This is a genomic window from Bacillus sp. NMCC46, assembly GCF_002998465.1.
In the GTDB taxonomy this organism is placed as follows: Bacteria; Bacillota; Bacilli; order Bacillales; family Bacillaceae; genus Bacillus.
The window spans coordinates 293,565-307,909 of the sequence record NZ_PVQZ01000005.1 but is presented as its reverse complement, the minus strand read 5'-3'; the positions used below and the strand labels follow the sequence as shown (position 1 = coordinate 307,909).

General features: G+C 42.3%; 14 protein-coding genes and 1 rRNA gene. 3 read left to right on the top strand and 12 right to left on the bottom strand.

The features are described from left to right. Together C6Y01_RS15465 and C6Y01_RS15460 are read right to left on the bottom strand one after the other, a co-directional pair. Nucleotides 1-130, bottom strand: a 16S ribosomal RNA gene (locus C6Y01_RS15465); the annotation flags it as partial. 318 nt (nucleotides 131-448) lie between these two features. Next, on the bottom strand, nucleotides 449-1,327 hold the full coding sequence (locus tag C6Y01_RS15460) for a nucleotidyltransferase-like protein (RefSeq protein ID WP_034664951.1): 879 nt from the start codon (nucleotides 1,325-1,327) through the stop codon (nucleotides 449-451). A 189-nt stretch (nucleotides 1,328-1,516) separates the two neighbouring features. Between C6Y01_RS15460 and C6Y01_RS15455 the strand changes: the two genes are divergently transcribed. Next, entirely contained in the window at nucleotides 1,517-1,864 is a 348-nt protein-coding gene (locus C6Y01_RS15455) for a YgzB family protein (protein WP_003217804.1), read from the top strand. 34 nt (nucleotides 1,865-1,898) lie between these two features. Here C6Y01_RS15455 and perR read toward each other — a convergent pair whose 3' ends face one another. Together perR and bcp are read right to left on the bottom strand one after the other, a co-directional pair. Then, complete coding sequence (gene perR, locus C6Y01_RS15450) at nucleotides 1,899-2,336, bottom strand: peroxide-responsive transcriptional repressor PerR (protein ID WP_012009347.1); 438 nt, start codon at nucleotides 2,334-2,336, stop codon at nucleotides 1,899-1,901. A gap of 157 nt (nucleotides 2,337-2,493) precedes the next feature. Next, nucleotides 2,494-2,961: a thioredoxin-dependent thiol peroxidase gene (gene bcp / locus C6Y01_RS15445; protein ID WP_034664955.1), complete on the bottom strand. Its 468-nt coding sequence runs from the start codon at nucleotides 2,959-2,961 to the stop codon at nucleotides 2,494-2,496. Nucleotides 2,962-3,090: 129 nt separating this feature from the next. On the opposite strand from bcp, the gene C6Y01_RS15440 reads away from it, so the two are divergent. After that, nucleotides 3,091-4,386 (top strand): glutamate-1-semialdehyde 2,1-aminomutase, encoded by a 1,296-nt coding sequence (locus C6Y01_RS15440; protein WP_034664957.1) that lies wholly within the window; start codon nucleotides 3,091-3,093, stop codon nucleotides 4,384-4,386. 246 nt (nucleotides 4,387-4,632) lie between these two features. Next, nucleotides 4,633-5,706, top strand: a complete 1,074-nt coding sequence (locus C6Y01_RS15435) for an FUSC family protein (protein ID WP_034664960.1) — start codon at nucleotides 4,633-4,635, stop codon at nucleotides 5,704-5,706. A gap of 31 nt (nucleotides 5,707-5,737) precedes the next feature. Here the strand turns inward: C6Y01_RS15435 and C6Y01_RS15430 are convergent, their stop codons facing one another. The 8 genes from C6Y01_RS15430 to C6Y01_RS15395 all read right to left on the bottom strand — a co-directional run bounded on the left by C6Y01_RS15430 (nucleotide 5,738) and on the right by C6Y01_RS15395 (nucleotide 14,255). Further along, nucleotides 5,738-6,634 (bottom strand): ABC transporter permease, encoded by an 897-nt coding sequence (locus C6Y01_RS15430; RefSeq protein WP_034664963.1) that lies wholly within the window; start codon nucleotides 6,632-6,634, stop codon nucleotides 5,738-5,740. 17 nt (nucleotides 6,635-6,651) lie between these two features. Continuing rightward, complete coding sequence (locus tag C6Y01_RS15425) at nucleotides 6,652-7,653, bottom strand: ABC transporter permease (RefSeq protein ID WP_034664965.1); 1,002 nt, start codon at nucleotides 7,651-7,653, stop codon at nucleotides 6,652-6,654. A gap of 184 nt (nucleotides 7,654-7,837) precedes the next feature. Further along, complete coding sequence (locus C6Y01_RS15420) at nucleotides 7,838-9,424, bottom strand: ABC transporter substrate-binding protein (protein WP_034664966.1); 1,587 nt, start codon at nucleotides 9,422-9,424, stop codon at nucleotides 7,838-7,840. Further along, nucleotides 9,399-10,376, bottom strand: coding sequence for an ABC transporter ATP-binding protein (locus tag C6Y01_RS15415; RefSeq protein WP_106038454.1), 978 nt, complete (start codon nucleotides 10,374-10,376; stop codon nucleotides 9,399-9,401). Before C6Y01_RS15415 ends, C6Y01_RS15420 begins: the two co-directional genes overlap by 26 nt. Further along, on the bottom strand, nucleotides 10,345-11,367 hold the full coding sequence (locus C6Y01_RS15410; RefSeq protein ID WP_106038453.1) for an ABC transporter ATP-binding protein: 1,023 nt from the start codon (nucleotides 11,365-11,367) through the stop codon (nucleotides 10,345-10,347). Before C6Y01_RS15410 ends, C6Y01_RS15415 begins: the two co-directional genes overlap by 32 nt. Before the next feature lie 112 nt (nucleotides 11,368-11,479). Next, on the bottom strand, nucleotides 11,480-13,222 hold the full coding sequence (locus C6Y01_RS15405; RefSeq protein ID WP_034664974.1) for an ABC transporter ATP-binding protein: 1,743 nt from the start codon (nucleotides 13,220-13,222) through the stop codon (nucleotides 11,480-11,482). 94 nt (nucleotides 13,223-13,316) lie between these two features. Continuing rightward, a complete protein-coding gene (gene ntdP / locus C6Y01_RS15400) occupies nucleotides 13,317-13,847 on the bottom strand; it encodes a nucleoside tri-diphosphate phosphatase (RefSeq protein ID WP_024425209.1) in 531 nt (176 codons plus the stop codon). 147 nt (nucleotides 13,848-13,994) lie between these two features. Beyond that, nucleotides 13,995-14,255, bottom strand: coding sequence for a YgaB family protein (locus tag C6Y01_RS15395; RefSeq protein WP_034664977.1), 261 nt, complete (start codon nucleotides 14,253-14,255; stop codon nucleotides 13,995-13,997). Nucleotides 14,256-14,345 lie beyond the last annotated feature (90 nt).

Below are 14,345 nucleotides of genomic sequence, written 5' to 3'. Positions count from 1 at the left end.
AGGTTACCCACGTGTTACTCACCCGTCCGCCGCTAACATCCGGGAGCAAGCTCCCTTCTGTCCGCTCGACTTGCATGTATTAGGCACGCCGCCAGCGTTCGTCCTGAGCCAGGATCAAACTCTCCGAGGTATGCAAGATGCATATCACACATGCGTTGCTACACGATGTAGCGAACTTAGCATGTGATCATTTCCTGCCTCGTCAGTGTTTGACTGACTACCTATGATATATCATAGGATTTTTTTATAAAAACTCGAATTAACAGGTACGTTTTGTCTTGTTTAGTTTTCAAAGATCATCTTCATTGTCGCTCAGAGGCGACTTTCTCAATATAACATTTCGGCGCTGTGTGCGTCAAGTGTTTTTTAGAATTTCTTTTTGTCAGCTTTTCTTTCAAAGCAACTTGGTTGCTCGTTAGCGACGTATAATAATATACCATCATAATATTCATGCGTCAATATCTTTTTTCACAAAATATCCTCGATGATAGATTTTTTGTCCCTTTGTCTCAATCGGCTCCACCTGAACAATTCCTTTTTCCACAAAGAAATCAATCATGACGCTAAGGTCAGGCGTGAAATACTTGAGATCAGGATGCGCGAGAAGCTCGCCAAAAAGCCATATATCTTGCTGTTCCATGACATGACGCAAATGAGCGGCACCAATTTCTGCTTTTGAATGGATCAAAAAATCATTTGCTAAAAATAAAAGTTCCAAACGCTTATGCAGACTTTCGTGGCTTTCAATGAGTTCTGAATAAAGTTTATATACTTCCGGTTCCATATGACGCACCTGATTCCAAACCGTCACTTCTGGGTGGAAGCCTTTATCGATCACTTCAATACGTGCCAAATGATGCAGAGCATGCACAATTGAATTATATGCATCAAGGAATTGATTTGACTCAAAAAATGCTTTTCCTTCTATATATCTGCGAATGAGCTTGCCGTATTCTAAACCGATTTTAAGTTTGCGGTTTGAAAACGGGAATGTACTCAGTTCATCAATCAAGTTGAAAATATATTCATTTCGATCAAATAGGACTTTTCCATTCAAAATCCAATCAATGATTCGGCGGTTAGTGCCGAGGGTAATCCATTCCTTCAGCTGATCATCTGTGACAACATTTAAAGAAGCTGTTTGGTGATCGGATTCATAGTGCTTGATAAATAACGGCTCTTCCGCTTCTTTTACAATGACTAGAAGTGCTGCATCAAAGTTATCCGTCTCAGAAGATACTTTGTGTCTTCTTTCTACTATAATCACAGCTAATGTGTCTGGATGGCTTGCTCTCTCTTGATAAATAGGACGGAGAAGATTTTCCATAGTGATTCCTCCAATACTCGGGTGTAAAGTTCTTCTCTAATGCTATGTATTTCTCCTCATAGAATCAAAATTCCTTCAATACAAGAAAAAAGATCATTGAATCATTATAAGCAATTTATTCACAAAACTCTATAACTAATTCAAACGGAAAGGTAAAATGTGCTATATTGGAGACAAGGGGGACTAGGGATGGCGAAATACTCCAGTAAAATTAATAAAATCAGAACATTTGCACTTAGTTTGGTTTTTGTTGGCTTTCTGATCATGTATATCGGTGTGTTCTTCAAGGAATCGATTTGGCTGTCGACTTTCTTTATGCTGCTCGGCGTCTTATCGATCGGATTGAGTACAGTGGTTTACTTTTGGATCGGTATGCTTTCTACAAAGGCAGTGCGTGTTGTTTGTCCAGGCTGTGAGAAGGAAACAAAAGTGCTTGGGCGGGTGGATATGTGCATGCATTGCAGAGAGCCGCTTACACTCGATCCAGCATTAGAAGGCAAAGAGTTTGATGAATCCTACAATCGAAAAAAGTCATAAAAAAAGCTGACCATTTAACCGGTCAGCTTTTTCATTAATGATTTTCTTTTTTCGCACATTCTTGACAAGTTCCATAGATCTCCAAGCGATGATGACTGACTTTAAAGCCCGTCACATGGGATGCAAGCTGTTCAACTTCATCAAGGCCAGGATAATGAAAGTCCACTATTTTTCCGCAGTTTTCACAAATCGCATGGTAATGGTCAGATGTCGCAAAATCAAATCGGCTTGAGGAATCACCGTACGTTAATTCCTTTACTAATCCAGATTCCCGGAAGACTCGTAAATTGTTGTAAACCGTTGCGACACTCATGTTTGGAAATTTTCCTTCAAGTGCTTTATATATATCGTCCGCGGTTGGGTGAGTCATAGAATTTACGAGAAACTCCAAGATGGCATGGCGCTGCGGAGTAATTCGAACACCGGTTTCTTTTAAAGCATCTAAAGCGTCTTTTAGTTCGTGAGCAGCCATTTCATCATGCACCTCTCTTCAAAAATATTCTTATATTATAATCTTTATAAATAGTGTACCCCCAGAGCCGAATCTTTGTCAATTACAATCCTCTTTTTTACCTATTCTTCTTCACAAAAAAGACCGGCATGTCTGCCGATCTCATCCTGTGATGATATTAAGCGTGAGCTTTCAGTTCCTCAAGCGCTTCTTCTACGTGGTCTTTCACCTTGACTTTTCGCCATTCTTTCACAAGCGTTCCTTCTTTATTAATAAGAAACGTTGAACGTTCAATGCCCATGTATTCTTTGCCAAAGTTCTTTTTCAGCTTCCATACCCCAAAGGCTTCAGACAATTTCTGTTCATCGTCTACAAGAAGCAGGAACGGTAAATCATGTTTTTCTTTAAACTTTTGGTGCTTGTCCTGACTGTCTGGGCTTACGCCGATAATGACAGCATCTAATTCTGCAAAGCTTTGATGGCGATCGCGGAAATCACATGCTTCTGTTGTACAGCCTGGTGTCATATCTTTTGGATAGAAATAAAGGACAATATGTTTTCCTTTAAAGTCAGAAAGCTTTACTTTCTCCCCGTTGTCACCGGTTAATTCGATTTCAGGTACTTGCTGGCCTATTTCGATTGTCATGACACAATCCCTCCAACCTATTTTTTAATTAGCCTATCCAATTTTGAGAGGATATTCAACTAAGTACGCTTGCATCGGCATGTTAAAATAATGATAGACGACGTGATACGTTGAGATAGGAGGCTATTTATGAAATTCACAGAATCAGAAAAATTACATCAAGAGGCGCTGGAGCATATCGTTGGAGGTGTCAACAGTCCGTCTCGTTCATATAAGGCAGTAGGCGGCGGTTCACCCGTGGCTATGGAAAGAGGAGAAGGCGCTTATTTTTGGGATGTTGATGGAAACCGCTATATCGATTACCTAGCAGCATACGGTCCAATTATTACAGGACATGCCCACCCGCATATTACAAAAGCTATTACAAAAGCGGCTGAAACAGGTGTCCTTTACGGAACGCCAACGAAGCATGAAGTCACTTTTGCTAAAATGCTGAAGGAAGCCATGCCTGCTTTGGACAAAGTTCGTTTTGTCAATTCAGGTACTGAAGCGGTGATGACAACGATTCGTGTCGCGCGCGCATATACAGGCAGAACAAAGATCATTAAGTTTGCCGGATGCTATCACGGGCACTCTGATCTTGTGCTTGTGGCAGCTGGCTCTGGTCCTTCCACTTTAGGAACCCCTGATTCAGCAGGCGTACCAAAGAGCATCGCCAATGAAGTCATTACCGTTCCATTTAATGATATTGACAGCTACAAAGAAGCATTGGATCGATGGGGCGATGAAGTCGCAGCTGTCCTTGTCGAGCCAATTGTCGGGAACTTCGGCATCGTGGAGCCTAAGGACGGCTTCTTGCAGCAGGTCAATGACCTCACTCATGAAAAGGGCGCACTTGTGATCTATGATGAAGTGATTACAGCTTTCCGCTTTATGTACGGAGGAGCACAGGACTTGCTTCAAGTAAAACCTGACCTCACTGCATTAGGAAAAATCATTGGCGGCGGACTTCCGATCGGTGCTTACGGCGGTAAAAAAGAAATTATGGAGCAAGTCGCTCCTCTTGGACCAGCCTATCAAGCTGGCACGATGGCAGGAAATCCTGCATCCATTCTTTCTGGTATTGCATGCTTGGAAGTGTTAAAACAAGATGGTGTTTACGAGCGCCTTGATCAGCTTGGCGCTATGCTAGAAGAAGGCATTTTAGCCCATGCAAAAAAACATCAAGTAGATATTACGGTGAACCGCTTAAAAGGGGCTCTCACGATTTATTTCACAAAAGAAACCATTGTAAACTATGAACAGGCGGAAAATACGGATGGCGAAATGTTCGCCCGCTTCTTCAAATTAATGCTTTCTCAAGGGATTAACCTCGCTCCTTCTAAATATGAAGCTTGGTTCTTAACGATCGCACATACTGAAAAAGATATTTCTGAGACGCTGCAAGCAGTAGATCATGCGTTTGAACAGTTAAAACAATCATAATAGGGTCAAAAACAGGCGTAAAAAAATGCGCCTGTTTTTTTATTTATCAGCTCTTGTTTGTCAAAAGCGTGCAAATCTGTTACATTTCTTCTCAATACCTTCTTTTGATGTTTTCATGAACTTTCAAAAATCACTTGAATATTTCGGAAGACCGCTGTATATTACTTAGTTGTTCATCAAAATATTTATAATAAATGACGAGTGATCATCTATTATCAAAAAGAAAGGAATGCAGGGACAAAACCAATGAAACTTGGAGCCCGTATTTTAAAAACTGGTATTGCCATTGTACTCGCGCTTTACCTGGCAACATGGCTTGGGTTGCCAACGCCCGTCTTCGCGGGAATTGCAGCTGTATTTGCTATCCAGCCATCTATTTATCGATCTTTTTTAACGATTGTTGATCAAGTGCAAGCCAATATTATTGGAGCAGCACTTGCCATTACGTTCGGTCTGCTTTTTGGCACTGGGCCAGTCATTATCGGTTTAACCGCCGTCATGGTCATCGCCATTAATTTAAAGCTGAAGATTGAACACACGATTCCAATTGCACTTGTAACCGTCATTGCGATTTTAGAAAGTGCTGGGGATCATTTCCTTTCCTTTGCCTTAATTCGAACAGCTACTGTGGTGTTAGGAGTTCTTTCTTCATTTTTAGTGAATTTAATCTTCCTGCCGCCAAAGTATGAAACAAAGCTTGTTCATCACATTATGGAAAATACGGAGGAGATTTTAAAATGGATCCGTCTGAGCTCCAGACAGTCTACTGATCATTCCACTTTAAAGGATGACATCGATCAAATAAAAGAACGCATGATCAAATTAGATCACATTTACTTGTTATACAAAGAGGAACGAAGCTATTTAAAGAAAACAACCTATGTAAAATCAAGAAAGCTCGTTTTGTTCAGACAGGCAATTATGACATCGAATCGTGCTCTGTACTTGCTGAAAAAGCTTCATAAATTAGAAAATGAGATTCATTTGATGCCAGAGCATTTCCGGGAAAGCTTAACGGATGAGATTGATTATTTACTGTATTGGCATGAGCGGACCTTGATGAAGTTTGTCGGAAAAATGAAGCCGCAGGACGATGAATTTCAAAATGAATGCTCTCTTCGCCTTGAAACGTTAACGAAATCATTTATCCAGCATCAGCAAAACCAAGAAAACGACTTGCTCGATTACAATATGCTGAATGTCATGTCCAGCATCATCGAATACCGTGATGAACTAGAGCATTTAGATACATTGATTACAAGCTTCCAGACGTATCACCCAAAAGACAGTGAAATTGAGACAGATGAAAAAGAAGCATAAAATGAGAAAAGACCGATTCCTAGAATCGGTCTTATTTTATTTTCTTCATTTTAGGATCCAGTGTGTCTCTTAATCCATCTCCCATCAGGTTAAAGCCCAAAACTGTCAGCATGATCGCTGCCCCTGGGAAAATTAATGTCCAGGGGGCTTGAACGAGATAAGGTCTCGCATCGGCGAGCATTTTCCCCCACTCTGGGCTTGGTGCCTGTGCACCCAATCCTAAAAAGCCTAAAGCCGCTGCCTCGATAATCGCCGTTCCGATCGCAAGCGTCGCCTGTACGATGACTGGCACCATACTATTTGGCAGAATGTGACGCAGCACGATGCGGCGGTGTGACATCCCAACCGCCTTTGCTGCCAGCACGTATTCTTCTTGTTTAATACTCAGCACTTTTGAACGAACGAGCCGTCCAAAGGTTGGGACATTAATAATCGCAATGGCAATAAGGGCATTTTGTAAGGAGGGGCCTAAGATGGAGACGATCGCAATCGCTAGTAGAATACTAGGAAAAGCGAGTAAAATATCAAACAATCTCGAGATCACAGCATCTAGCACTCTTCCGCCATAGCCTGCTATCAATCCAAGCAGTGTGCCTAAAATGACAGATCCGAGAACCGAGAAGAAACCAACCCATAAGGAAATCCGCGCTCCATGCACAACTCTTGAAAATATATCTCTGCCGAAATCATCCGTACCAAACCAGTGCGCAGCTGAAGGGGCGCTAAATCGCTCACCAAGAGATTGTTCATTGATGCTATAAGGAGCAATGAGTGGTGCGAATATCGCTAGGATAAGAAATAAAAAGACAATCACACTGCCAATGACCGCCAGCTTGTGCTGAAAGAACTGCTTCATCGATTCAAGAATCAATGATTGAGAGCGTTCTTCTTTTGGTTGAGGTGGTTCAAGCTCTTTTTGTGCTTCCATGTTGTCACTCTCCTTCCCTAATATTTAATCCTAGGATCAATGACTGCATACAAGATGTCCACGATGAAATTGATCAGGACAAATATCAGCGCAACGACGAGAATGCCAGTTTGAATGACTGGATAATCACGATAACTGATGGCGTCATATATATATCGGCCAATTCCCGGCCAAGCAAAAATGGTCTCTGTTAAAATGGCTCCGCCAAGTAAGAGGCCTGTTTGAAGACCAATAATCGTCAAGATCGGAATAAGCGCATTTTTCAGGCCATGCTGATAAATGATGAAAAATGAACGTACCCCTTTTGCTTTTGCGGTTCGAATAAAGTCTGAATGAAGTACTTCCAGCATACTTGCCCTTGTAATCCTTGCAATAATCGCAGCAGGAATTGTCGCAAGAGCTGTACTTGGTAATACCAAATGCTTGATGCTGTCAGTGAATTGATCAAACCGGCCTTGCAAAAGCGTGTCCAGCGTATGAATATACGTGATCGACTCCACTGGATTCCTTACGTTTTCTCGGCCCGTCGTCGGCAAAATACCTAATTCGATCGAGAACAGCCACTGCCCCATTAAGCCTAACCAGAAAATCGGCATAGACACTCCAATGAGTGCAATAAACATTGCGACATAATCAAAGATGGAATGCTTAAACCAAGCACTAATGATTCCGGCATTCACTCCCACAACAATCGCCAGCACCATGGCAAAAAAGGTCAATTCTAACGTCGCAAATAAGTAAGGCTTCATTTCCTGGGCAATAGCCGCTCCTGTTCGTATCGAAGTCCCTAAGTCCCCTTTTAAAAGACCCAGCATGTAATGTCCGTATTGAACATACCAAGGCTGGTTTAAACCGAGCTGGATGGTTAATTGTTCTACTGCCTCTTTCGTTGCCCGCTGTCCTAAGATGACCTGTGCTGGATTCCCTGGAATAAACCGAATAATTGAAAACACGACCAATGTCATTCCAATCAGTACTGGGATGAGCATTCCTGCCCGCTTCATACAATAAGCAAACAAACAGCTTTCACCGCCTTTTTCTTTGTCTTCTTTTCAGCGTGATAGAAAACCTTTGCAGTCTAGGAAGGACGAGTACTGGCGCGAAGCGAATTTGACATTCGTGAGCACCGGAACGCAGGACTGACACCGAATGCGAGGGTTTGTCTACACGCTGTAAGGGAGATACAAGATCTCCCTTATTTGCTTATTCGAAATACACGTCATTTAAAGCTTCTGAACCAGTTGGATGCGGCTGATAGCCTTTTAAATCATTAGATGCTGCAAGCATTGGGATCGAATGCACCAATGGAATCCAAGGTGCTTCATCATGAATGATTTCTTGCGCTTTTTTATACAACTCATTTCGTTTCTTTTGATCTGTGTCTGTTTGCGCTTCAATGAGGATGTCGTGCATTTTATCGTTTTCGAAGAATGTATAGTTGTTGCCGCCAATGCTGTCTTTGTCCAAAAGTGTGTAGATGAAATTATCAGGATCGCCATTGTCCCCTGTCCAGCCTAATAAGAACACATCTGCTTCCCCTTTACTTGCCTTATCTAAATAGGTCGCCCAGTCATATGTCACAATTTCTGCTTTGACGCCGACCTTTTCAAAGTTTGATTGAATGACTTCTGCTATCTTCATCCCATCTGGCATATATGGACGCGGTACAGGCATCGCCCAAAGCTTGATGCGAAAGCCGTCAGGAAAACCCGCTTCTTTCAAAAGTTCCTTCGCTTTTTCTGGATCATACGGATATGGATCAATGTCGTCATTGTAGCCTTCTAAAGCTGGGGGAAGAGGGTTTTTTGCTGGCTCGGCAAGTCCGCCATAAAATGACTCAATGATGGATTCTTTATCGACCGCGTAATTGAGTGCCTGACGAACGAGCTTGTTATCAAGCGGCTTTCTTGTGACGGTCAGTCCGATATAGCCTACGTTCATTGATGGTCTTTCAATAAGCTGGAGTGCTTTATCAGTTTTAATGCCATCTAAATCTGACGGATTCACGCCATCCATCAAATCGATCTCACCTGTTTTCAGGGCATTTAAACGAGCCGAGTTTTCTGGAATAGAGCGGAAGATGATTTGATTCAGTTTTGGTTTATCCTTCTGCCAGTAATCTTCGTTCTTTTCTAACACGATACGGTCGTTTTGCTTCCACTCTTTAAACTTGAATGGTCCTGTTCCCACTGGATTCTCACGAAAAGAATCACCGCTTTTTTCAACAGCCGCAGGACTTGCGATGCCAAACGGTGACATAGCAATGTTTTTAAGGAATGTCGCCTGCGGGCGCTTTAGCTGAAATTCAACTTCATGCTCTCCTTTGACGATGATGTCTTTAATCACATGTCCTTTATCTTTTTTATAGCCGCCAAACATGCCATAGTAAGGAAATTTTTCTGCATCACCATTCATCCAGCGGTCAAAGTTGAATTTCACTGCTTCTGCGTTAAAGTCTGTGCCATCGTGAAATTTCACACCTTCTCTTAAGTAGAATGTGTATGATTTTCCGTCCTTTGCAACATCCCAGTCTGTTGCGAGACCAGGATGGATGGTCGTGTCTTTCTCACCATAATTCAGTAGCTTTTCAAACATATTCTCTGTGACCTTGAAGGTTTCGCCTTCTGTCGTTGTGATCGGATCTAGTGAAGTGGAGTCTCCTCCTCTGCCAAATACGAGGGTGTCTTTTGTTGCTTTTTCTTCTGATGACGGTGCGGACGAGCATCCCCCCAAAAACAGTGCAAGTGCCAGCACAAAAATGAAACTACTGAACAACCATGTCTTCTTCATTGTGTTCCTCCTTTTGATATAAGTAACACGCCGCTGCGCGCCCCGGTTCCTCCTCATACAAAGCAGGGACTGCTTTTAGGCATTTCTCCCACCTTTTTGGACACCTTTTGTAGAAAGGACAGCCGCCTTCTATCGTCATTGTGGACTCTTCTGCTGACACATCTTGCGTTTCCAGCACGTGGTCCATATGTGGAATGGATTTCAGAAGCAGCGACGTATAAGGATGAAGCGGGCTGTGAAACACGTCTTCGGCAGGCCCCATCTCGACAATTCGGCCAGCATACATCACTGCGATTCGGTCGCTCATATACCTGACAACACCAAGATCGTGAGAAATAAACAGATACGTCAGAGAAAGCGTCTTTTGCAATTCAAGCATCAAATTCAAAATTTGTGCTTGAACGGATACATCTAAAGCCGAAACGGGTTCATCGGCAATGACAAGACTTGGATGGGTAATGAGTGCTCTAGCAATACCAATACGCTGCCTTTGTCCGCCGCTGAATTGGTGCGCATAACGTTCCCCGTAGGAAGGATCAAATCCGACAATGTGCAGCATCTCTTTGACCCGCTTTCGTCTATCTGCTTTCGTCCCATGTTTATGAACAATGAGCGGTTCCTCTAAAATATCTTTGATTTTCATTCGTGGATTTAATGAAGCGTATGGATCTTGGAAAATCATTTGAATGTCTTTTCTTAAAGAACGCATCTCTCTTTCTTTCAAAAGAGTGACTTCTTGCCCTTTCAGTTGAATAGAGCCTGACGTCGGTTCAGTCAATCTCATTAAGCTTTTGCCAAGTGTTGATTTCCCGCAGCCCGATTCACCGACAATGCCAAGCGTTTCCCCCTCCTTCACGTGAAAGGACACTTGATTTAAAGCCAGAGTCGAATGTTTGTGTTTAGAAAAAAAAGCGGCTGTGTCATACCGTTTTGTCAGCTGATTCACTTGCAAGAGTGGGCGACTCAGTGTCTTCTCCTCCTTCCATTAGAAAGCATGCCACGCGGTGGTCCTGTTCAATGGATTGTAAAACTGGATCTTCTTCAAGACATTGCGCCGTTTGATAAGGACAGCGTGGTGCAAATTGACAGCCGGATCGAATGGTTCCCGGCTTAGGTACATGACCTGTAATAGAGATGAGCTTTTCTTTTTTCTCTTTAAATGATGGAACTGAGGCGAAAAGACCTTTTGTGTAGGGATGCAGAGGTTTTTGAAAAATACGGTCAACGGTTCCTTCTTCTACAATTCGACCGGCATACATAATCATGACTCGCTGGCATATTTGCCGCACGACGCCTAGATCATGGGTTATAAATAAAATAGCGGTGTCCATCTCTTCGTTTAGCTTTTTGAGCAGGCGAAGGATTTGCGCTTGGATGGTCACATCAAGTGCAGTTGTCGGTTCATCTGCGATCATGAGCTTTGGGTGACAAAGCATCGCCATCGCAATCATGACACGCTGGCGCATGCCGCCTGATAATTCATGCGGGTATTTTTTAAGCAACGATTCGGCTTGCTTCAATCCAACTGTCTGAAGCAGATCAACCGCCTTTGCTTTTGCTTCTTTTTGACCGATTGCTTGATGTGTGAAAAGGGCTTCCGTCATTTGTTTGCCGATGGTCATTAATGGGTTCAGAGAGGTCATTGGCTCTTGAAAAATCATCGAAATGTCATTCCCTCTTATCTCTCGCCACTGTTTTTCTGAAAGTGACAGCAGGTTTTGCCCTTCGAATTGAACCTCACCCGTTGTGTCTGTTTGCTGGTTCAGGCCCATTAATGACATAGATGTGATACTTTTCCCGCAGCCAGATTCGCCAACAATTCCTAAGGTTTCTCCTTTTTGAATCGAGAACGATATGTGATGGACGATGGGTACTTTTTGCTTTTTTTGCTGAAACGCAATGGACAGCTGTTTGACATCTAGCAGCACGTCTTGTTCTTTCACATATTCACCACCCCGTCATACTTTTTAAAATTGTATTGAGACAAGCTGGGAAATATGTCATGTTTTTGACAAGCATAAAAAAGCCTATCCGCTAGAATCGGATAGGCTTCTACTAATTTAATGTTTGAATGGTAAATAGATGGCGATAGTGGCTGTCTCGGTTCATTAATTCTTCGTGTGTTCCTTTTTCCACAATTTCGCCTTGTTCCATGACGACAATGAGGTCAGCATGTGTAATTGTTGATAAGCGGTGCGCGACAATAAAGGTTGTGCGGTCCTTCGCTAGCTTTTGCATCGCTTCTTGAATGTAATGTTCACTTTCTAAATCTAGTGCAGACGTCGCTTCATCTAAAATCAAAAGCGGTGGATTTTTTAGAAAGACCCTTGCAATAGAAATTCGTTGTTTTTGACCGCCTGACAGCTTCACGCCCCGTTCTCCTACCTTCGTGTCATATCCTTCAGGAAGAGACATAATAAAATCATGGGCATTTGCCGCTTTTGCAGCCGAAACGATTTTTTCAAAAGATGCTTCTGGGTCTCCAACCGCAATATTTTCTTTAATCGTGTCACTGAATAAGAATGTATCCTGCAGCACCATTCCGACTTGATTTCGAAGGCTTCTTGCTTTGTACTCTTTTATATCGATGCCGTCAATTTCAAGTGACCCGTTTGTGACATCATAAAACCTTGGAATTAAGCTGACGAGTGTCGACTTCCCTCCACCGCTCATTCCTACAAGCGCAACCGTTTGTCCTTTTTCTACTTTCAAGGAGATATTGTGCAGAATCTCTTCCTGTGTGTGTTCATAACGAAACGACACATTTTTAAATTCGACCTCTCCTTTTAAATGATCAGCTTCTTTTGCATTCGGCCGATCTGTGACCTCATACGGCTCATCAATAAATTCAAAAATACGATCCATTGACGCCACTGACTGGGTTAAAGTCGTGGATGAGTTAATGAGACGGCGAATCGGGTTGTACATCCGGTCAATATAGCCGACAAAGGCAATCATGGTTCCAATCGAAAGCGATCCATTAATGACGGTGTAGCCAGCAAATGCAATGATTAGTAGCGGTGCGATGTCAGTAATGGTATTGACGACGGCAAATGTTTTAGCGTTCCAATTCGTATGGTTGATCGCTTTGTTTAAGAAATTTTTGTTTTCATCATGAAAATTCTCTTGTTCATATTCTTCAATGGCAAAGCTCCGAATGACTGGCATACCTTGTACCCGCTCATGCAGATGCCCTTGCACCTCAGCCAGCGCCTGCGACCGCTCTTTTGTCAGCTTGCGAAGCCTGCCGTAAAAATACTTCACAGCAAACGCATATAGCGGAAAAATGATGACAGACACGATGGTGAGCTTGATGTCCAGTGTACACATAATGGCGATCACGATCAGCACGGTCATCAAATCAAGCCAAATGTTCATAAGACCTGTGATGACAAACTCCTTTGTCTGCTCCACATCGTTGATGACCCTTGAAATAATTTCCCCAGTTCTCGTGTTGGCATAATAACGAAGGCTGAGCTTTTGAATATGCGAGAACAGCTTTTCCCGAATATCAAACAATACCTTACTGCCTGTCCACTGCGCATAGTATTGTCTATAGTATTCAACAGGCGGTCTCATCACTAAAAATAAGACGAGCATGATTCCCATAATGATCAATAGAGATGATGTCTTTTCTTCAGCCGACCCCGAGCCTTGAATGACATCATCAATGACATATTTTAAAAGCAGAGGCAATGTTAAGGGAATCGAGAACTTGATCATCCCGATGACCATTGTCAATGCAATCTGTTTTTTATACGGTGTAACAAAAGCCATGTAGCGTTTAATGACCCCCATGTAAATCTCCTTCCCAATCTATCAGTGCCTCTTCTCCGTACGCAGTCAAAAACCTGTTAGCCTAAAAAGCCAAACAGGTTTTTGCTGCTCTTGCTTATTTTGTATAATGTAAAAAACGTTCATACCACATATCCACAAATTCAGGAGCAAACGGACCTTTCCGCTGGTGAATCCAATGCAATAATGTATTCAGATGCTCTCTTAAGATACTATCGATTTCCTTTGGATAATTCATCTGCCTCTTATGATCTGCATATTCATCCTCATCCAAAATATTGTACGTCATGTCTGGAAAGACTTTGACATCTAAATCGTAATCAATATACTTAATTGCCTCATCATCTGTCGCAAAAGGAGAGCTGATGTTGCAGTAATAATATACCCCATCATCTCTAAGCATCCCAATTACATTAAACCATTGTTTTGCATGGAAATAGCAAATAGCCGGTTCTCTCGTCATCCAAGTACGGCCGTCGGATTCAGTCACCATTGTACGGTCGTTTGCACCAATGATACACAATTCCGTTGCTTTCAGAATGGTGGTTTCATTCCAAATCCTGTGGATCAAGCCATTGTGTTTATAGCTTTGAATTTGGATGGTTTCTCCTTCCTTGGGATAGCCCATATTTTCTCCCCTACTTTCTATAACAAACAAACCTAACAGTCCAAAGACCTAATTTCCCAACTAAACATGTCTCTATTATATTATACCGTTACATAGTTAAAAAATGAAATGAAAAAGCCATTCAACCCAATTGAACGGCACACTGTCTTACATCACGGTTGAACTCTTTTCCATCTGCTTGTATGAATTGATGACCTCTTCTGTCTGTTTTGTAAATAAGGTTTGGACTTTTTGCAGTTCCTCCCGTTTCTGTTTGATTTGATCATGAAGCCTGGTCCACTCTTCTTTTTTTTCATCCTGCAGCAATTGTTTTTCTGTTTCTAAGCATAGATCGAGTTCTCCCTGGACATCGAGCAGCTGATCCATGAGCTGCATTTGTTCTTTGACAAGCTGATCGAAATCAGACATCTAACTCCTCCCTTTTATTCGAATCCACTTTTTGTCTGTATACCATTTCTTGAAAGAACGAGGAAATCCTTTGACTGTTTATGTAGAGGT